Raw genomic sequence first — 18,186 nt, forward strand, 5'->3', positions numbered from 1 at the left:
GGCGACCTTTTGATGGACGACGACACCTCCCCCGATCTGGATCTGCGCGGCCTCGCGCCCCCGGCGCCGATGGTCGCCATTCTCACCCGCATCGACGAGGGCCGGGCCACCGCGCCCTTCACCGTGACCCTGCCCCATTATCCGGCGCCACTGTTTGAAGAACTCGAACGCCGGGGCTGGGACGCCGATGTGCTGTCGGTCGGCCTTGATGGCGCCCGGCTGCGGCTTTTTCCCGCGCGCAGGCGATGAGCATCGGTCTCGCCCTGGGCGAAGCCAATCGTCGGCTGGTCGCCCCGCTGATTCCGGCCTGCATCCTGACCGTGGTCTGCCTGTCGCTGGGCGCCGCCTGGGGCCTGCTCGCCCTGACGCCAACGGCCCTGTTGACCTGGGGCGGTCCGGGCCCCGGGGTGGCCGCCCTTCACCTGCTTGGCATCGGCGTGCTGCTGGCCACCGTCGCCCTGGTGGTGCCGCAGATCCTGCCGGTCATCACCTTGCAAGACGCCCCCCCGGCCCCCGTCCTGACGACGATCCTTGGCCTGCTGGTCGCCGGGCTTGGGTTGCTGGCGGCGGGCTTTGCCGGCTACGACAGCCAAATCGCCCAATGGGGCACCCGGCTGCTGGCGACGGCGGTGGCCGGCTTCCTCGGCCTGTGGCTGCGCCTGCTCTGGCGCGGCCGGCGCTCGGGGCTGGCCGATGTGCTGTTGGCCAATGTGTTGGCTCTGGGCTTTCTCGGGCTGGCCGGGGGGATGGGGGCCCTGCTCGGCGCCGATTACGGCGAAGGCCTGCTGGCCGATCATCAAGCCTTTGCCCATGCCCATGGCATTATCGCCGCCTTTGGCTTCATGGGTCAGGTGGGCTTGGGGTTTTCCGGGGTGCTGGTGCCGATGCTCGCCATCGCCGATCCGCCCGCCCGCGCCGCCACCCGCCCGGCCCTGCTGCTCGGCGCCCTGGCGGTGCTTCTGGCCGCCGGCGGCTTGGTCTTTTCTGTGCCCGCCCTGGTCTGGGCCGGGCTGGCGGCCGGCGGCGTCACCTGCTTGGCCCATCTGCGGCTGATGGCGCAGATCATGGGCCGACGCCTGCGCCCGCGCCTGGATCCGGCCTTCTGGCTGATCCGCCTGTCTTGGGGGCTGCTGCCCGCCGCCCTGGTCGCCGGAGCCGGCGCCCTGGCCGGCATCGTTTCCCCGCTGGTCATGGGCGTCTTACTGCTGCCGGGCTGGCTGCTCACCCTGCTGCTCGGCGTGCTTCAGCGCATCGTGCCCTTCCTCACCTCGATGCATACGGTCAATAGCTGCGCCCGGCCGATCGCCATCACCCGGCTGTCCTGGCCGGCGGCCCTACCCGTCCTCGCCCTGCTCCACGTCCTGGCCTTGGCCCTGTTGCTGATCGGTGTCGGGGTCGAAGCCGCGCTGCCCATCCGGCTGGCCGGGCTGGCTGGCCTCGCCGATAGCGCGGTGCTCGGCGCGTTCTTCGCCACCATCGCCGTCCGCGCCCTGGCCCATCGCCGCGCCGTCGGCCCCAAGCGTCCCCCTTCTCCCCCCCACCAAGGATGACCCCCATGAGCGGCTTTTTCTCTGGCACCGCCACCGGCAGCGGCCTGCACGACGACCATCAGTCCACCCTCAAGGCGCTCGGCGCGCTCGAGGTCGTGCTGACCCCGCGCAAGCCCCCGGTGCTCGATGAAGCCATCCGCGCCGTGCTCGGCGAAACCGCCCGCGTGCTCGAAGAGGATGTCACCCTGCATTTCGCCTTCGAGGAAACCCACCTGTTCCCGCGCATCGCCGCCAGCGGATCGTGTGGCATGGTCGAGATCCTGAGGAGCGAGCACGACGACATCCGGCCGATGGCCATCGATTTGCGCGCCCGCATCCTGGGCGTCCTCGAGGCTGGCGTCATCGGGGAGGCCGCGTGGCAGGATCTGCGCCTGCGGGCCGGCGAACTGATCGCGCGCGAGGTTTTCCATATCCAGAAAGAGGAAATGGGCCTGCTTGCCGCCCTCGCCCAGGTCTTGGACGACTCCGACGATCAGGCCCTGGCCGCCCTTCGCGGCGCGGCGCGGGGTTAGCTTCCCCAATCCCGGCCGCGCCTTCTGCCCTAACCCCAGGGGGTGGGCGATTAACGGCCGTCGCGGGTGAGGATGGTCGCCGTGGGATGCAGGGCGTGGAAGGCGAAGGCGAAGGGCACGGTGTGCTCAACCTCGCTCAGGGCGCCATCGGCGCCGCGGCGCGAGACGATGGCCCCGCCCACGGCGTGGCTTTTGGCGATCAGCGGCGCATCGACAGCGCTCTGCTGACCGGGCGCCCAGTCGATCACCAGATCGCCGTCTTCGATCCGCCCCTTTTCGCTCAGCAGGTCCAGCGCCCAGGCGCGCTCGCCCACCGCCACCACCCGGGCCAGCGGCGCAATGCCGTCGGGCAAGGGGCCCTCGCTGAACATCGGTTTGTCGGCGCGGTCATAGCCCCAATAGGGATTGGCGCCGTATTGGCGCTTGGACGGCTGGCCGGGAATGACGACCATCGCCCCCTCGCCCGCCCGCGCCTTGAAGGCGGCGAAGCTTTCCAGGCGGGCCGGCAGGGCGCGCAGGGTTTCATCGGCATAGAGGCCCGAAACCGCCCGGGCGCTGGCCTGTTCCCACCACGACTCGCTTTGGCGATCAAACAGCATCTGGCAGGAATGGCGCAAACGCCCGGTGGCGGCGAAATCAAGAACGGCCTCGCCGACCCGCCGATCGAAAACCCGGGTGATATTGCACAGCGGCGAATAGGTGACGGCGATGGGCAGGCCGCCCAGGGTATCGTTGATCACCTCGTGCCAGATCAGCACCGACAGCGGATAGGCGCGCATTTCGCCATTCAGGCTGACTCCGATCACCGGCTCGGCCTCGCCGATCTGCAGCGGGCGAATGGCCTTGGCGGCGCGCAGGGTCGGAGCGTCGATGGCCGGAATGCCGCCGCGCACCGGTCCGCCCGACGCCATCTCGGCCGGATCGATGCGCAACCGCGACCAATCGGCCTTGGGAAACTCCTGGGTCCAGTCATAGGGGACCTTGGTACTCGACGCGTCCCGCGTCGGGTCATTCATTGACGCGTCCCGCGTCGGGTCGGTCATCGACGCGTCCCGCGTCGTCACAGGTGTTGACGCGTCCCGCGTCGTCACCACTAAAGGCGCCTCCCGCGCCGCCACCGGGCCAGCGACCAGACCCACCAAAGCGCCAGATCCCAAAAGCGTGCGGAGGAAACGGGGCATCGATCGGATCTCCCAAGGCGTGGACGACAGGGCGGCTTGTCATTGGCGCGCGGTTGGGTTTGCATGGGCCGCGCAACGGTGGTCACTTAAGCCACGTCAGCGACAGGGGGGCAAGGAAGCCGAATGAGCGAAGCCGTCGATTGCGTCGTTATCGGGGCCGGGGTGGTCGGGCTGGCCGTCGCCCGGGCCCTGGCGCGGGCCGGGCGCGAGGTGATGATCCTCGAGCAGGCACCCTCCTTTGGTACCGCCACCTCCTCGCGCAACAGCGAGGTCATCCATGCCGGTCTCTATTACGCTCCGGGCAGCCTGAAGGCCCGCCTCTGCGTGGAAGGCCGGACCAAGCTTCTGGCCTTCTGCGCCGAGGCCGGGGTCACCGCCCTGATCTGCGGCAAGCTGATCGTCGCCTCGGAAGAAGGCGGAGAGGCCGAGCTGGAGCGCTTGCGGGCGATCCGCGCCCGCGCCGAAAGCGCCGGGGTCACCCTTGATTGGCTGACCGCCGCCGAAGCCCGGGCGATGGAACCGGCGCTCCGCTGCACCGCCGCCCTGCACTCGCCGGGCACCGGCATCATCGACAGCCACGCCCTGATGCTGGCCCTGCTTGGCGAGGCCGAGGCGCGGGGCGCCCTGCTTGTCACCCAGGCTCCGGTGACCGGCGGCCGGGTCTTGGCGGGTGGCCTTGCCCTGGAGGTCGGCGGCGCCGAGCCGATGACCCTGGAGGCGCGCACGGTGATCAATTGCGCCGGCCATGGCGCCTCGGCGCTGTCGCGGGCCCTGATCGGCCTCGATCCCGCCCGCGTTCCCCCCCACCATGTCTGCAAGGGATCGTATTTCAGCCTGAGCGGTCGCCCGCCCTTCCAGCGCCTGATCTATCCGACCCCGGGCGAGGCCTCGCTCGGCCTGCATTACACCCGCGATCTGGCCGGGCGCGGCCGCTTCGGCCCCGATGCTGTTTGGCTTGACGATCCCGATCCCGGGCGATTCGACTATCGGGTCGCCGCCGACGGCGCCCTGGCTTTCGTCGAAGCGATCCGCCGCTATTGGCCCGAGCTGACGGCCGAGCGCCTCACCCCCGATTATTCGGGCATGCGCCCGAAAATCCAGGCCGCCGGCGAACCGGCCCATGATTTCGTCATCCATGGCCCTTCGGCGACCGGCGTTAACGGTTACATAGCCCTCTACGGAATAGAATCGCCCGGATTGACATCCTGTCTGGCAATCGCCGATCTGGTGGCGGAGGAAGCCCGGTGCGTCTGAGATTTATTTCATCCCACGTGGCCGGGCACCTCGCCGGCGGCTGCTTGGTTTTCGCCCTGGGGCTGGCGCTGTGCGCGCCGCTCCAGGCCCAGGACACCCACCGTCCCCGGGTGATCCTTGACGGTCGCGATCTGACCGAGCAGGTCTATGACGAGCCGCCGATCGACGTCGCCCCCGAAGACATTCCCAATTACCGCGAGATGATGCGCGAGATCATCAGCAAGCTGGCCGAATACGGCAAGGCCCGCGATCCGGCCTTCCGGGTGCTGGTGCGCGGCGGCACCATGCTGGCGACCCAGTCCAAGCGCGAGCGTGACCTGTCGATCCTCAAGATCCCGCCCGGCGTGCCGCTGTCCCAGGAAGCGTTGCTGCCGATTGGCGCCCTCCACCGGCGCTTCGCCCGGGCCATCGATGGTTTCGTCCTGGATCGTCGCTACTGCGATCCCAACGCCCTGGTGACCACCGACGAGATCGCCCTGCTCAAGCGCGAGGGCTTCTTTTTCATATCCCTCGAACCCTGCGCCGACGAGGCCCAGGCCCGCGCCGCCGTCAGCGCCGGTCAGAAGGACGGGGTGATGGTGGCGACCACCACCGAGCCCGACGGGGTGTTCGCCCCCACCGCCAAGATCCCGCCGGCCCAGGAAAGCCCGGGGCCGATCACCAGCCTGGGTCAGGCGCGCAATCTGCTGGTCGGCCTGAGCACCCGGCGGTTTGAGACCAAGGATGCCTGGGTCGCCGCCCTTGATCGCACCAATTACGACCTGCTGCTCATCGATCCGTTTTTCCGGAACATCGACCCGCTGACCGCCCCCCAGGTCAAGGCGTTGAAGACCAAGGCCGTCGGCGCCCGCCGGCTGGTGCTGGCGCGTCTGACCATCGGGCTGGCCGATGACACCCGTTATTACTGGAAGCCGGAATGGACCGTGGGCAATCCGCCGTGGATCGTCGGCTTCGTGCCGGGCGAGGATGGCGTTTACTGGATCAACTACACCCATCCCGACTGGCTGACCCTGGTGGGGGCGGCCTTCGCCGGATTGATGGATCTGGGCTACGACGGCATCGTGCTTGACGGGGTGACCGCCCTGATGCGCGACGAGGCCCTGATGCCCTTGTGAAAAAACTACTCCCGGGGGACGGATCCGCCCCCCGGGAGGTCAAGAAAGACGATGTGGAGAGGGTTTATGGGCCGATCGGCCGAGCCGGAAAACCACCGGCGACGCCCCGCCCTATGCGGCTTCGACCAGCGGCTTGACCTCGGTGATAACGAAGCCATCGGCCGGTGGGAAGATCCGCGCCGCTAGGCGCCGGGCCTGGGCCGCGTCCTCGGCGATCACCTCCTGGTGCTGAATATCAGCCCAATGGGCGTCGAACTGACCGTGTACAACGCGGTCCTGAGTCAAAGCCCGGACGGTGGCGTTATAAACGGCGATACTGAAACGCGTTCCCTGCGGCCGGGTCAAAGCCCCGCCCGTTGTTCCGTTGCCTGACATGTCCATTCTCCCTGGTCCGCCGTTGCGGCCCCTGCGTTATCCATCCGAATTTTATCGGAAAGATTTTCCTTCCCTGTGTCGACCCGACCTGCGGCAAGGACCCATTCGGGTTCGTTTACCGGGGTGGGGAGAAACACGGACAAGACCAACCTTTACTGGTTGGCCCCTGCCGTGTTCTCCAAATGATCTTGGCACAGGAGAGATCCCGAATAAACCCGTGATTTGCTGTTTCACTCAAAAAATTCTTAAGAATATCAAGAGCTTCTTGTTGCAACGCGGCATTTTCGGAGAGCTTTCGCGTCGCCGGATGCCGCTCCAGCCAACAAGCCTTTGGTATATAGCAAGACAATGGTGACAGTGGGATGAAATCAATGAGGTAAGATTATGACCGAAAGCCCGTTGACAGCGATCACTCCGCACCAATAAACGCTTTGGATTTAATGTTTTTCATTTCAAGGTCATCCGGGCCAGGGCGGCGCTTAGGCGATCGCGCGCCGCTTGCGTGCCGGGCAGACCAAAGCGCAAGGCGCGCTCGGCCTCGGCGAAGGGACGGACCAGGATCCCCTGGGCGGCCAACCCCTCGAACCAGTCCAGGGCGCGGGTGCCGGCGGGAACCTCGACCAGCCGGAACAGATCGGTGCCGCCCAGTCCCACCAAGCCAGCGCGACTCAGAACCCCATCCAGTTTGAGCGCCAGACGCGCCAGCCTGCGCCGCTGGCCGGCCCGCCAAAGCTCATCGGCCTCGGCCCGCGCGCCCAGGGCCAGCGCCGGGCCGGAAACCGCCCAGGGGCCGAGACGCCGGGCCAAGGGCTCGACCACCTCGGGCGGCCCGGCCAGCCATCCCAGGCGCAGACCGGGCAATCCGAAAAACTTGCCAAAGGAGCGCAGCACCAGCAGCCCCGGCCGGCCGCTGTCAGCCAGAACGCTGAGATCGGGGGTGACTTCGCCAAACGCCTCGTCAACGATCAGCCAGCCGCCCGCCGCCGCCTGGGCCGCGGCGGCGGCCAGCAGCGACTCCGCCGACCAGCGCCGGCCGCTGGGGTTGTTGGGGTTGATGACCACGATAACGCCGCCCTCGCCGGCCGTCTCCAGCGGATCGGCGCAATCGTGAACACAGCGGCCGGCCGCCGCCCAGGCCTCGGCGTGGCCGCGATAGCCCGGCTTGGGCACGCGGACCGCGCCGCTGGGGGCGTCGCACAGCGGCAGCAGGCCGAGGATGGCCTGTTCTCCGGCGATCGGCAGAACCGCCGCCGCCGTCGGCAGGTGGTGGGCGGCGCGCACGGCGCCGATAAAGGCCTCGGCAAGATCGCTATCGGGCAGGCGGGTCCAGGCCTGCGCCGGCAGGCGGCTGTATGGATAGGCGACGGGGGCTATCCCCGTTGACAGATCAAGCCAGCCTTGCGGGCCGGGATCGCCAAAGCGCTCCCGGGCGGCGGCGATGGCGCCGCCGTGCCACAGAAAAGGGAGGGTCACCGGGTCACGCGGCCGAAGGCGTGGTCAAGGCCAGTTCGGCCAGCAAATGGGCCCCCCGGGTTCCGCCATCGCCGCGCAGGCGATTGCCCAGAACCGCCCTCATCGTTTCAAGATACAGGGAAAGCCGCGCCAGTTGCCCCGCCGACAAGGGCACCTCCAGGATTTCAAGATAACGGCACAGATTATTGCCGATCCGGCTCATCAGATCATAGCCGAAGCTGCCGCCCTGGCCCTTGATGTCATGGGAAAGACGAAAAATCTCGGGAAGCAGCACGTCGTGGCGATCGGGATCGGCCTCCATCTCGTGGAGGATCGCCGCCATGACCACCAGATCGTCGGCGGCCCCGCGCAGGTATTCATCGGCCAGCCGCGCGCTCACGGCCTCGATCACCCCGTCGCCGTCGGCGACCGTTTCTTGTCGCGACCCCATGGTCCACCCCCGCTCTCCGGCCCAATTTCGGGCCAACGCCCCCCAACCGGTAAAACAGTCCGCAAGGGGCAGGGCGCGCGCCCCCCGTCAACACGCGGGAAGCGGTGATGTCCCCTTTGGTCATCCTACCGAGAGGGCCGGTCTTTGACCGGACGGACGCTCTCTGTTCCTTGTTATTTGCGTGCGCCGCCGCCAAGGTCAAGCCCTTTGCCGCCCGGCTGGGGCCAGGGGGCCGCCTTGTCGGCGCAAGGACCCCGCCCTGTCAGCGCAAGGGATCGAACAGCACGACGTTCTCGTCGGCAAGCCGGTGCCCGCCCCGGGCGGCGAACAGCTCGAGCAAGGCCGGATCGTCGAGTCCCTGGCCGGCTTCCCCGCCCGAGCCGGGAAAGCCCAGAAGCAGACGCCCCCCCGGCACCAGATGGTTCAGCTTCAGGTCATCGAGAAGGAACCGCCATTCGCGCAGGGTGAACACGCCGCCGTCGGGTTTGCGGTTGAAGGTGATATCAAGGGCCACGACCAGATCGAAATACCAGGGAAACTCGGGCAGCACCTTGTTTTCGCGCAGGCGATGGGACACCGGACGCATGCCGATCCATCGGCACAACTCGTCGAGCAGGGGATTGCCCGGCGGATTGATCGCCTGACAGGAATGGCCGAGCCAGCGGGCGAGCTGCGGGAAATGGCCACCCCAGGTGCCAAGATCCAAGATCGCCCGCGGCGGCGCGTGATCCAGGCCAAGCAGGGTGATGATCCGCCAACGCGCACGAAACCAGCGATCGGCATCGCCATAGGCGGCGCCGGGATAGGCCGGCCCATAGAAGCCGACGATGCGCTCCAGGGCCTGATAATCCAGGGTCTCGTGGGCATAGGCGATCAGATCATCCAGACCGGGACCGCCGGGATCGAGCGCCATGGGAATTTCCTTGCTTCACGAAGAATGAGGATGGAAAGGACGCGATGGGCCCCTCCCTCGGGGACGAAAGACCCGATAAGACCCGACCTTCCCACGAAAGCCAAGCCAGCCGAGCCGGCCCGTCCATTGAAGGTAGAAGAATGTTCGTTTCTTGTCTCTTTTTTGGCGATTTTCAGGCAGGGCTCTCCATCGTGCTCTATAGGCTGGGCTTTTGGCTGAATCCCGGCTGGTCGGGGGCGGCGACCGGGGTGACCCGCAGATCATCGACCCGGGCGCTGGGCGGGCCGCCGCGACAGGCGATCAGCATCGCCTCGACCGCCGCTTCGGGGCCATGGAACAGGGCCTCCACCGTGCCATCGGCCCGGTTCCTCACCCAGCCGGCCAGTCCCAACCCCTTGGCGGTCTCCACCGTCCATCCCCGGTACCAGACGCCCTGAACCTTGCCCGAAATGCGGACCAGAAGGGTCTTCATTTTCCAGCCTCCCCTTTTCTTCGCCGGGCGCCGCCGCTATAACCCCAAGTCATGAACCAATTCTCCAAACTGGCCCTGGAAGCGGGGCCGCTGATCATCTTCTTCGTCGCCAATGCGACGACGAATCTGATCACCGCCACCGCGATCTTCGTTGCGGCGACCCTGGCCTCGCTGGCCCTGTCGTGGGCGTTGCTGCGCAAGGTGCCGGTGATGCCGCTGGTCGGCGGCGTGTTCGTCGTCGTCTTCGGTGGCCTGACGGTGTTTCTTGGCGATGATCTGTTCATCAAGATCAAGCCGACCATCGTCAATCTGCTGTTCGCCGCCATCTTGTTCGTCGGACTGGCCACCGGCCGCCTGTTCATCAAGCTGGTGCTCGAAAGCGCCCTGGCGATGTCCGAAGCCGGCTGGCGGGCGCTGACCTGGCGCTGGGCGATCTTTTTCGTCGTTCTGGCGATCATCAATGAAGCGGTCTGGCGGAACTTCAGTTCCGATACCTGGGTCGCTTTCAAGGTCTGGGGCATGATGCCTTTGACCATCGTCTTCAGCGCCGCCCAGATCCCTTTGCTGCTGCGCCACCAACTTCCCGCTCCGCCGGCCGGCCCCGAGGGCGACGGCCGGGCCTGACCGGGGAAAGCCGCCAAGCGCGCCTCACCCGCGATCAAGCAGGACCAGAAACCGCCCGACCGCCAGAATCTCGTCGCGCAGATGGTCGCGCCGCGCCACGGCCTCGGCGTCCTCGCCCCATTGTTCCATTTGATAACTGTCATCAAGGAACGCCAGGGTGAAGGCCTCTTCGGCGCTGATCCGGCCTTCGATCAGGGCCAGGGCCAGCACCAACGATCCGCAGGCCGCCGTCGCCGCCTGGACGGCCGTCAACGTCCAGTCGTCATAGGCCCTGACCAGCCGCCCCAGGGCCTCCAGCGCCGTCTCGGGCTGGTCGATGGGCATCAGGCCACTGGTCACCACCAAATCCGCCCCCGCATGGGCGGCCAGCCAGTCGAGGGCGGGCTGCCAGGCCCGGTGCTGGCGCTCGACCAGCTCCCGTGGCCGCTCGGCCCGATAACACAGCAGATCCGACCCGCCATAGCGCAGCAGATCCTCCTCAAGCGCCGGCCGGGCGGCGGCCATGCGATCGATCGCCGTATTGGCAAGTTGGGTCAGCGGCATCGAATCGGGTTCGATGGTCTCTCCCTGCCCCGCCCATTCGCCAGCCATCGCCTCGGCCAAGCCTTTCGTCGGCACCACCAGCGGGCGTTTGCCCGGGGTGTGGACCGCCTTGCCATCAAGCAACAGGGTAAAGCCGCCCTCGGCCGCCCCGACCGTCGCGGTGGTATAGAACCTTCTGCGCAGTTGCGCCGACAGCGGCTTGTCGATCTCCCTGGCGGGAACGGCCATCGGGGCCTTGGGGGGGCTTGTCGCCATCGGTACTCTCCGAGACATCGTGGTCAGGATAAAAAAGGGCCGGCATCCGTGGCGCGGCGGCGACGGATGCCGGGTATAAGGTCTTGCCCGCAGGCGGTTACTGCCTCTTGAACAATCCGTCCAGCGTGTTCTTCAGGGTTTCCGCTGGCTGGGTCGTGCCCTCCCCGCTCTCCCCCTTGCCGATCACCGAGTCAAGCACGCCGCGCAGGGCTTCGGCCGGCGTGCCGGGCGTCGCCTGGGAGGCCGCCTTGGGCGGAGCCTTCTGGCCGAGAGCGGTCAGGCAGGGCGCCGGGTCGTCCTCCTCGACGCCAAGCAGGCTGCCGGCGATCTGACCGAGGGCCACCGATCCGCCCATGGTCGCCGCCGCCGCCCCCAACGAAGCCGCCGTCCCCACCGCCTGGGTCAGGGCCTGGGCGACATCGACATCGACATAGGGCTTGGCGAAGGTTCCGCTGACCCGGAAAAGCTGGGTGATCCGGCCCAGGCCGGTTTCCAAGCCAACCCCGTCCCGGGGACGGGGACGCACCCCGACATCCAGGGTTTCCGGGCCAAGGGCGACGCTGCCGGTGCTCGCCACCGTCATGCGGTCGGTTTCCAGCGCCAAGTGGCGATCCCAGGTTAGGACCCCGGCCTTGACTGGAACATTGAACACGGCGCAGCGCAGGCCGGTGGTCGATTGCTTGGCGGCGAAGGGGTTGATCAGGCCGTTGACCTGACTGAGCACGTCGCCGCCGATCAGATCGACCAGGGCGTTGTTGATCCTGCCCGGACCGACATCAAGCAGGATCGTTCCGTTCAGCCTTTGGGCGATGGCATGGGGCGAGGCGCCGCTTCCCGCCAAATCGACCGACAGCCGCAAGGGCGCCTCTTCCACCAGATCCGACTTGCCAAGGTCGCGGGCCAGGGCGCCAAGAACGATGCGCTCGCCTTTCAGGCTCAGGGCCAGGGAGGGCGCCGCCCCCGCCGCATCCAGGCTGACCACCCCGGCAAGGACGCCGCCGCCCAGGGCGGTCGAGAAATCGGCCGGACCGATCTTGCCGGGCGCCACCCGGGCCCTCAGGGCCACCTTGTCAAGCACGATGCCATTGGGCAACACCAGCTTGTCGATGGTGATCGGCACATCGGCGCGCAACGGCAGCCCGACCAGGGCCGACACATCGATCGGCGTATCGGGAATGACCGTGGCGGCCCGCCCCGAAGAAGTCCCCGGGGCGCCCGCCCCGCCGCCACCGCCCGACAGGGCCGGGCGCTTGGGCAAAAGCTCGGCCAGATCAAGCAACGGCGCAGCAAGAACGCCGGTCACCGCCAGCGGCTTGGCCGCCGGATCGATGCGCAGCGCCCCGCTCACGGAACTCGCCCCCAGGCGCAGGGCCAGATCGCCCAGGCGATAGGCCGCGCCGTCCTGGGTGATCCGCGTCGACAGATCAAGGGGCAGCGCGGCCACGCTATTGCCGGCCAGATCGCTGAGATCGGCCGCCCTGGCCACCACCGCCAGATCCAGGCCCTTGCCCTTGAGCGGCTCGGCGACGCTCCCCTTCACCGTACCGCTCAGACCATCGGTCTCGAAGGCCAGATCAACGGCCATCGGCTGTCCGGCCAGGATGGTATCGATCGCCCCCAGCTTACCCGAGAGCCCCAGCAGGCGCGCGCCCAAGGCCCCTTGCAGATCGACATCAAGGGGTTGACCAGCGCCTTCGGAAAGCAGGGTCAGGGATTTCAGGGTCAGGGTCGTTGGCGGGCCACCGGCCTTGCCGTCCTTATAGGTCAGCAGGGCGTCGGTGATCGTCACGGAGCGGATATCAAACGACACCGGGGCCGCCGCCGTCGATTGGGCCGCGGCCGGATCGGGCGTCGGTTCGGGCGTCGGTTCGGATTTGGACGCGGCGGGCGGCGTCTGCGCCGCCGGCTTGGCCGCCGGGGTTAGGGCCCAGTTGCCCTGGCCCGCCGCATTGGTCGCCAGAAGAATGCGCGGCGCGTCAAGCTCCAGGCTATCGATGCTAACGATCCCCGAAAGCAGCGGCACCACCGCGATCTTGGCTTCCAGGCGATCGACGGCGACCATCGGCTCGCTGCCCGCCCAGGCGGCATTGCCCAGGGTCACGCCTTCGACGGCGATCGTCGGCGTCAGGCTGAGCGCCAGCCCGATGTCGCCGGCGATGGTCACTTCGCGCCCGGTCAACCGGCCAAGCTCGGCGGCAAGGCGCCCCTTATAGGCATTGAGATCGAAGGTCGCGACCAGCACCACCACCGCCACGACAAGCACGACGGCCAAGCCGAACACGACCTTCAGGATTGTTCCACCCCTCACCATGGATACTCCTTGTTCAGGAGGCCGCGGGCAGGGTCGCTCCTTCCCAACAGGTGTCGAGCGCCGCCGCGACCTGACCGAACTCCTGAACGATCAGGGTCGCCCCCGCCGCCCGGAGATCGGCTTGCGCATGGTAGCCCCAGGCCACGCCCACCGCGTGGATACCGGCCCGAACCGCCATTTCCACATCATATGTGGTATCGCCGACCATCGCGGTCGACCCCGCATCACAGCCCAGCGTCGCAAGAATATCGTTCAGCATCCAGGGATCAGGCTTGCCCGGCCCGTCATCGGCGGTGCGCACGGCGTCGAACAGCCCTTCCAGGCCATGGCGTTCTAGAAACACATCGACGCCGCGACGCGACTTGCCCGTCGCCAAAGCCAGCACCACGCCGCGCGCCGCCAAATCGCGCACGGCCTCGGCCGCCCCGGGGAAAAGCTGCTCGGTATAGGCCGGTCCCATGCGCCGGGTGACGAAAGCCTGCTTATAGGATTGGGCCACGACGGCGACCTGATCGGGCGGGGCCTCGGGCAGAACCCGGGCCACCGCTTCGACCAGCGACAAACCGATGATGGCGCGCACCGCCGCCGGATCGGGATCGGCCAGCCCATGGGCGCGGAAGGCGTCGGTCATGGCGCCGACGATATTGTGCTGACTATCGGCCAGCGTCCCGTCGACATCGAAAATCGCCAGCCGCAGCGGCGGCGCGGAAAGAATCGCGGTCATTGTTTAGTCCACATCCCAGCCTTCAAACGGATTGGGGGCGTCCGACAGGGCGAAGCCCAGGGTCTTCAGCGACTCGACGAAATGCGGCGGCGGCGGCGCGATGATTTCCAAAACGCCCCCCGCCGGATGGGGCAGCGCCAGGGCGCGGGCGTGCAGATGCATGCGCTTGGGCAGTTCGGTGCCTTCCAGGAAAGCCCCGGGGCCGCCGTATTTGCCATCGCCCAGGATCGGCGTGCCCATTTCCAGGCAGTGGACGCGCAGCTGGTGGGTGCGACCGGTGCGCGGGTGCAGTTCGACCCAGGCGCAGGCCTTGGCCGCCTGATCGACCACCCGGAAGTCGGTTACGGCGCGCTTGCCCTCTTCCTCGTTGATCTCCATGCGCTCGCCGCGCCCGCCGGCGACCTTGGCCAGGGCGCCCTTGATCGTGCCCTGAAGCATCGGCGGCCGACCGACGACGATCGCCCAATACACCTTCAGCGCCTCGCGCGAGCGAAAGGCCGAGGTCAGGGCGCGGGCGGCGGCCTGGGTGCGGGCCAGCACCAGAACGCCGCTGGTATCCTTGTCCAGGCGATGGACAAGGCGCGGCGTTTCGCCGCCATCGGCCAGGGATTCGAGCATGCCATCAAGATGATGGGGGGTGCCGGTGCCGCCCTGGACCGCCAGCCCGGCTTCCTTGTTGATGACGATCAGATGGGCGTCTTCGTGCAAGATCGCCCGGCGCAGGGCGCGGATCTCGCCCTCGGCCGCCGGCCGGGGAACGGCGTGGCCCGACGATGACGGCGACGGCGCCTCGTCGCCAAGCGGCGGCACCCGCACCTGCTGGCCCGCCTCCAGGCGTTCGCCGCTTTTCACCCGCTTGCCGTCCACCCGGATCTGACCGGTACGCAACAGCTTTTCCAACCGGCCATGGGTCAGGGCCGGATAGCGCCGCTTGAACCAGCGATCCAGCCGGCTTCCGTCCTCGTCTTGGGTGACGGCGACCGTCTCCACGCTCATGGTGCTTCTCCGTCTCTTCCGCCACAGGCGGGATTAGCTTTGCTCTTCCGCCACAGGCGGAATTAGCTTTGATCGTCGTCCCCGGGCTCGGCGGCGCGGCGCTCACGGCGCAATTTATCCCACCACGCCAGACGTTTGCGCACTTCGCGCTCGAAACCGCGTTCGGGGGGATTGTAGAAGCGCTGACGCGCCATGCCGTCTGGAAAATAGTTCTGGCCGCTAAAGCCATCCGGGGCGTCATGGTCGTAAGCGTATCCTTGGGAATAGCCAAGCTCTTTCATCATCTTGGTCGGGGCGTTCAGGATATGCAGGGGCGGCATCAGCGATCCGGTCTGCTTGGCCGCCCGCATCGCCGCGCCATAGGCCTTATAGGCGGCGTTGGATTTGGGCGCCGTGCCCAGATAGATCACCAGATTGGCCAGGGCCAGTTCGCCCTCGGGCGAGCCCAGGCGTTCATAGGTGTCCCAGGCCGCCACGGCGTGGCGCAGGGCGTCGGGATCGGCCAGACCGATATCCTCGACGGCGAAGCGGGTCAGCCGGCGCAGCAGATACAGCGGATCCTCGCCGCCGGCCAGCATCCGCCCCATCCAATAGAGCGCCGCGTCGGTATCCGACCCGCGCAGCGCCTTGTGCAGGGCGCTGATCAGGTTGTAATGGCCCTCGCGGTCCTTGTCGTATTGCGGCGCCCGGCGCTGAACGACGCGGGCCAGACCGGCGGCGTCAAGCAGCGGCTCGGCCGGCAGGGCGATCAGTTCCTCGGCAAGATTAAGCAGATAGCGCCCGTCGCCATCGGCCAGGGCGCGCAGGGTCTCGCGGCCCTCGGCGCTCAACGGCAGGCTGCGGCCGCATTCGGCCTCGGCGCGGGCGATCAGGGTTTCCAGGGCCGCATCGTCCAGCCGACGCAGCACCAGCACCTGACAGCGCGACAACAAGGCGGCGTTCAGTTCGAAGGACGGGTTCTCGGTGGTCGCGCCGACCAGCACCACCGTACCGTCCTCGACATAGGGCAGGAAGCCATCCTGCTGGGCGCGGTTGAAGCGATGGATCTCGTCGATGAACAGCAAGGTGCCGCGCCCCACCGTCCGCCGCTCACGCGCGGCGGTGAAGATCTTGCGCAGATCGGCGACCCCGGCGAAGACCGCCGACAGCGGTTCGAAATGAAGATCGGTGCTATCGGCGAGCAGGCGGGCGATGGTGGTCTTGCCACAGCCCGGCGGTCCCCACAGCACGACCGAGGCCAACCGATGCGCCGCCGTCATCCGCCCCAGCGGTCCGTCCGGCCCGACCAGATGATCTTGTCCGACCACCTCGGCAAGCTGGCGGGGACGCAGGCGGTCGGCCAAAGGCCGGGGGGCGGCCTCGTCGAACAATCCCTTGGTCATCCCTTTAAACCCTTCCGCCCGGCTGCCTCAAGGGCGCAGCAAACCCCGCCCGGCCGCCGAGATCAAGCGGGATCGGTCGGGGCGACGACCAGGACATTGCGGCCGCCGCGCTTGGCGGCGTAAAGCTGCTCATCGGCGCGACTGATCAAGGTCTTGGGCAGGGTGGCCTCACCGCGAAGCACCGCCAGACCGGCGCTCAGCGTGATGACGCCAAAGGGGCTGGCCGGATGGGGAATGGCCAGGGCCGCCACCTCATCGACGATGCGCCGGGCGACACCGACGGCGCCGTCGGCCCCGGCGCCACCGATCAGCACGGCCATCTCCTCGCCGCCATAGCGATAGATGGTATCACCGGGGCGCAGGATGGAAAGCAGGCGTTGGGCGACCTTGCGCAAGGCGTCGTCGCCGGCCAGATGCCCCTCGGCGTCGTTATAGGCTTTGAAATAATCGATATCGACCATGATCAGGGCCACGGCCCCGCCGCCGCCGCGCGCCAGGGCGCAGTGGCCGGCCAGATCGCGATCCAGGGCGCGACGATTGAACAGCCCGGTCAGACCATCGGTCTCGCTCAACGAATGCAGACGGCGGTTCGCCTCTTCCAAGGCCCCCGTCCGATTGGCGATCTCGCGTTCCAGAATAACCTCGTGATCGCGCACCCGCATCGCCATCTCGCGGAAGGCCCGGGCCAGCACACCGATTTCGTTGCGCTCGCCGATCGGCAGGTCAAGCCCGCCACTGGCCACCAGAGCGGTCTGTCCGGTACCCACCGCGCCGGCCGCCCGCGCCAATTGGGCCAGCGGCCGCGCCACCCGCCGCCGCATCACCAGTTGCACCATGGCGACCAGCAGGAACGACAAGACCACCCCGCCGATCACCACCTGATTGGCCGCCCGCCGGGCGCGATCGGCGATGACCTCCTTGGGGTAGGAAATCACGTACCACCAGCCCGGTCCCGACAGCTCCGTGGCCGCCAACCAGGCGTGGTCCTCGCGATCCTCGACCATCCACACGCCGTCGCCCCCCCTCTGACCAACGGCGGCGACCAGCAGCCGATAGCGCCGAAGCAGCGCCGGATCGCCCAGGGTCTCCAGATCGATCTGGGTACCGATATGGGCCATGCGCTCCTCGCTGCCGGCATGGGCGATCAGGCTGCCATCGGCGCCCAGCAAAAAGCTGCTGGCCCCCGGCGGATGGTCGGAGGCCAGCCGGTTGAGCATGGCGTTGAGCAGCAGGTCATGGCCGAAGGTGACAAGATGACGTCCGTCCTCGTCGATCGGACGCTGATAGGTCACTGTCCAGGCATCGGCGGTCAGATCGTGATACAGCGCCGTCCAGACCGGGCGCCGCTGCGGATTATGCTCGACCAAGGTCGAGGCGATGACCGATCCCTCGGCCGGGCGCAAATCGGCGGCGGCCTCCAGCCCCCAGGGCACCCCCGGCCAATAAAGCAGGCTGCCGTTTTCCGGCGTCGAAATCGTGGAATTGGCGAAAGCCCCGCTCCACGCCGGGCCAAGACGCCCCAACAAGCGCATCGACACGACCAGCCGGCGGGCGTGATCGGGCGCCACCGCTCCGCGACCGGCGGCGATGAAGCCCGAGACCCCGGCGATGAGCCCGCCTTCCCGGTCGCGCAGGCCGTGATAGAACTCCGGCCGCGTTCGCCAGGGGCCGTCCGTGCCGTCTTGCTGGAAATAGCGGCCGAATTCGGCCTCATCAAGGGGCGGAGCGCCGTGATAGTCGTCCAGGAACAGCGCGTGGAACCGCTCGCCGTTGCGCTGGGCCTCGTCAAACAGGGTGTTTTCCAGGGCACGGCGTTGGACCAGGAAATCGCTCAGCCGCTCAAGGGCCTGCGTCTTGTCCCAGTCGAAAACGAAAAAATAGCCGACGAGACTGACCAGCCCAACGATCAGCAGCCCAAGCACACTCAGACGAGCCGCCGCCTGGGCCGCCATCGAGGGAGTGTCCGCGTCGTCGAGCGAAGCGCCCTCCGCCCCCATGACCGACCTATCCCTGTTCGAAAGGACCGACCCTATCCCAGGGACGGTCAATCCGAAAGGCCTGAATGAAGCCCAAAGA

18 protein-coding genes are annotated in these 18,186 nt (G+C 67.7%); 6 read left to right on the forward strand and 12 right to left on the reverse strand.

What is annotated here, in order from left to right:
- Positions 1-12: 12 nt before the first annotated feature.
- From RRU_RS13660 to RRU_RS13670, 3 genes are read left to right on the forward strand one after another with little or no spacing between them, the layout of a single operon-like run.
- Complete coding sequence (locus RRU_RS13660) at positions 13-249, forward strand: DUF2249 domain-containing protein (RefSeq protein ID WP_011390394.1); 237 nt, start codon at positions 13-15, stop codon at positions 247-249.
- On the forward strand, positions 246-1,550 hold the full coding sequence (locus tag RRU_RS13665) for a hypothetical protein (RefSeq protein ID WP_011390395.1): 1,305 nt from the start codon (positions 246-248) through the stop codon (positions 1,548-1,550). The genes RRU_RS13660 and RRU_RS13665 overlap by 4 nt, the downstream gene beginning before the upstream one ends.
- 5 nt (positions 1,551-1,555) lie before the next feature.
- Complete coding sequence (locus RRU_RS13670; protein WP_011390396.1) at positions 1,556-2,062, forward strand: hemerythrin domain-containing protein; 507 nt, start codon at positions 1,556-1,558, stop codon at positions 2,060-2,062.
- 50 nt (positions 2,063-2,112) lie between these two features.
- Here the strand turns inward: RRU_RS13670 and RRU_RS13675 are convergent, their stop codons facing one another.
- Positions 2,113-3,078, reverse strand: a complete 966-nt coding sequence (locus RRU_RS13675; protein WP_014626430.1) for a DUF3179 domain-containing protein — start codon at positions 3,076-3,078, stop codon at positions 2,113-2,115.
- 288 nt (positions 3,079-3,366) lie between these two features.
- On the opposite strand from RRU_RS13675, the gene RRU_RS13680 reads away from it, so the two are divergent.
- Both RRU_RS13680 and RRU_RS13685 read left to right on the forward strand, forming a co-directional pair.
- Entirely contained in the window at positions 3,367-4,497 is a 1,131-nt protein-coding gene (locus RRU_RS13680; RefSeq protein ID WP_011390398.1) for an NAD(P)/FAD-dependent oxidoreductase, read from the forward strand.
- Positions 4,488-5,612, forward strand: coding sequence for an alpha-1,4-polygalactosaminidase (locus RRU_RS13685; protein ID WP_011390399.1), 1,125 nt, complete (start codon positions 4,488-4,490; stop codon positions 5,610-5,612). Before RRU_RS13680 ends, RRU_RS13685 begins: the two co-directional genes overlap by 10 nt.
- Before the next feature lie 111 nt (positions 5,613-5,723).
- Here RRU_RS13685 and RRU_RS13690 read toward each other — a convergent pair whose 3' ends face one another.
- The 5 genes from RRU_RS13690 to RRU_RS13710 all read right to left on the reverse strand — a co-directional run bounded on the left by RRU_RS13690 (position 5,724) and on the right by RRU_RS13710 (position 9,275).
- Positions 5,724-5,987, reverse strand: coding sequence for a hypothetical protein (locus RRU_RS13690; RefSeq protein WP_011390400.1), 264 nt, complete (start codon positions 5,985-5,987; stop codon positions 5,724-5,726).
- 447 nt (positions 5,988-6,434) lie between these two features.
- Complete coding sequence (gene cobD / locus RRU_RS13695) at positions 6,435-7,460, reverse strand: threonine-phosphate decarboxylase CobD (protein ID WP_011390401.1); 1,026 nt, start codon at positions 7,458-7,460, stop codon at positions 6,435-6,437.
- Between the two features lie 4 nt (positions 7,461-7,464).
- Positions 7,465-7,890: an Hpt domain-containing protein gene (locus RRU_RS13700; protein WP_011390402.1), complete on the reverse strand. Its 426-nt coding sequence runs from the start codon at positions 7,888-7,890 to the stop codon at positions 7,465-7,467.
- Positions 7,891-8,152: 262 nt separating this feature from the next.
- The gene (locus tag RRU_RS13705) at positions 8,153-8,803 is read right to left on the reverse strand and encodes a hypothetical protein (protein WP_011390403.1); all 651 of its coding nucleotides are present in this window, start codon (positions 8,801-8,803) and stop codon (positions 8,153-8,155) included.
- A gap of 196 nt (positions 8,804-8,999) precedes the next feature.
- Positions 9,000-9,275, reverse strand: a complete 276-nt coding sequence (locus RRU_RS13710; RefSeq protein WP_011390404.1) for an acylphosphatase — start codon at positions 9,273-9,275, stop codon at positions 9,000-9,002.
- 51 nt (positions 9,276-9,326) lie between these two features.
- Between RRU_RS13710 and RRU_RS13715 the strand changes: the two genes are divergently transcribed.
- Entirely contained in the window at positions 9,327-9,899 is a 573-nt protein-coding gene (locus RRU_RS13715; protein ID WP_011390405.1) for a septation protein A, read from the forward strand.
- Between the two features lie 24 nt (positions 9,900-9,923).
- Here the strand turns inward: RRU_RS13715 and RRU_RS13720 are convergent, their stop codons facing one another.
- From RRU_RS13720 to RRU_RS13745, 6 genes are all read right to left on the reverse strand, one after another.
- Positions 9,924-10,697 carry an ATP12 family chaperone protein gene (locus RRU_RS13720; protein WP_011390406.1) on the reverse strand — a complete coding sequence of 258 codons (774 nt, stop codon included), beginning with the start codon at positions 10,695-10,697 and terminating at the stop codon, positions 9,924-9,926.
- 97 nt (positions 10,698-10,794) lie between these two features.
- The gene (locus tag RRU_RS13725) at positions 10,795-13,008 is read right to left on the reverse strand and encodes an AsmA family protein (protein WP_011390407.1); all 2,214 of its coding nucleotides are present in this window, start codon (positions 13,006-13,008) and stop codon (positions 10,795-10,797) included.
- A 13-nt stretch (positions 13,009-13,021) separates the two neighbouring features.
- Positions 13,022-13,732, reverse strand: a complete 711-nt coding sequence (locus RRU_RS13730; RefSeq protein WP_011390408.1) for an HAD family hydrolase — start codon at positions 13,730-13,732, stop codon at positions 13,022-13,024.
- Between the two features lie 3 nt (positions 13,733-13,735).
- The gene (locus RRU_RS13735; protein ID WP_011390409.1) at positions 13,736-14,728 is read right to left on the reverse strand and encodes an RluA family pseudouridine synthase; all 993 of its coding nucleotides are present in this window, start codon (positions 14,726-14,728) and stop codon (positions 13,736-13,738) included.
- A 62-nt stretch (positions 14,729-14,790) separates the two neighbouring features.
- Positions 14,791-16,110, reverse strand: coding sequence for a replication-associated recombination protein A (locus RRU_RS13740; RefSeq protein WP_011390410.1), 1,320 nt, complete (start codon positions 16,108-16,110; stop codon positions 14,791-14,793).
- Between the two features lie 62 nt (positions 16,111-16,172).
- On the reverse strand, positions 16,173-18,107 hold the full coding sequence (locus RRU_RS13745; protein WP_011390411.1) for a GGDEF domain-containing protein: 1,935 nt from the start codon (positions 18,105-18,107) through the stop codon (positions 16,173-16,175).
- Positions 18,108-18,186: the final 79 nt, after the last annotated feature.

It is taken from the genome of Rhodospirillum rubrum ATCC 11170 (genome assembly GCF_000013085.1).
Taxonomy (GTDB): Bacteria; Pseudomonadota; Alphaproteobacteria; order Rhodospirillales; family Rhodospirillaceae; genus Rhodospirillum; species Rhodospirillum rubrum.

What these genes read in the sequence shown, in the direction of transcription:
- RRU_RS13660 (WP_011390394.1), top strand. Translation starts at nt 13, where the DNA reads ATGGACGACGACACCTCCCCCGATCTGGATCTGCGCGGCCTCGCGCCC.
- RRU_RS13665 (WP_011390395.1), top strand. Translation starts at nt 246, where the DNA reads ATGAGCATCGGTCTCGCCCTGGGCGAAGCCAATCGTCGGCTGGTCGCC.
- RRU_RS13670 (WP_011390396.1), top strand. Translation starts at nt 1,556, where the DNA reads ATGAGCGGCTTTTTCTCTGGCACCGCCACCGGCAGCGGCCTGCACGAC.
- RRU_RS13675 (WP_014626430.1), bottom strand. Translation starts at nt 3,078, where the DNA reads ATGAATGACCCGACGCGGGACGCGTCGAGTACCAAGGTCCCCTATGAC.
- RRU_RS13680 (WP_011390398.1), top strand. Translation starts at nt 3,367, where the DNA reads ATGAGCGAAGCCGTCGATTGCGTCGTTATCGGGGCCGGGGTGGTCGGG.
- RRU_RS13690 (WP_011390400.1), bottom strand. Translation starts at nt 5,987, where the DNA reads ATGTCAGGCAACGGAACAACGGGCGGGGCTTTGACCCGGCCGCAGGGA.
- RRU_RS13700 (WP_011390402.1), bottom strand. Translation starts at nt 7,890, where the DNA reads ATGGGGTCGCGACAAGAAACGGTCGCCGACGGCGACGGGGTGATCGAG.
- RRU_RS13705 (WP_011390403.1), bottom strand. Translation starts at nt 8,803, where the DNA reads ATGGCGCTCGATCCCGGCGGTCCCGGTCTGGATGATCTGATCGCCTAT.
- RRU_RS13710 (WP_011390404.1), bottom strand. Translation starts at nt 9,275, where the DNA reads ATGAAGACCCTTCTGGTCCGCATTTCGGGCAAGGTTCAGGGCGTCTGG.
- RRU_RS13715 (WP_011390405.1), top strand. Translation starts at nt 9,327, where the DNA reads ATGAACCAATTCTCCAAACTGGCCCTGGAAGCGGGGCCGCTGATCATC.
- RRU_RS13720 (WP_011390406.1), bottom strand. Translation starts at nt 10,697, where the DNA reads ATGGCGACAAGCCCCCCCAAGGCCCCGATGGCCGTTCCCGCCAGGGAG.
- RRU_RS13725 (WP_011390407.1), bottom strand. Translation starts at nt 13,008, where the DNA reads ATGGTGAGGGGTGGAACAATCCTGAAGGTCGTGTTCGGCTTGGCCGTC.
- RRU_RS13730 (WP_011390408.1), bottom strand. Translation starts at nt 13,732, where the DNA reads ATGACCGCGATTCTTTCCGCGCCGCCGCTGCGGCTGGCGATTTTCGAT.
- RRU_RS13735 (WP_011390409.1), bottom strand. Translation starts at nt 14,728, where the DNA reads ATGAGCGTGGAGACGGTCGCCGTCACCCAAGACGAGGACGGAAGCCGG.
- RRU_RS13740 (WP_011390410.1), bottom strand. Translation starts at nt 16,110, where the DNA reads ATGACCAAGGGATTGTTCGACGAGGCCGCCCCCCGGCCTTTGGCCGAC.
- RRU_RS13745 (WP_011390411.1), bottom strand. Translation starts at nt 18,107, where the DNA reads ATGGGGGCGGAGGGCGCTTCGCTCGACGACGCGGACACTCCCTCGATG.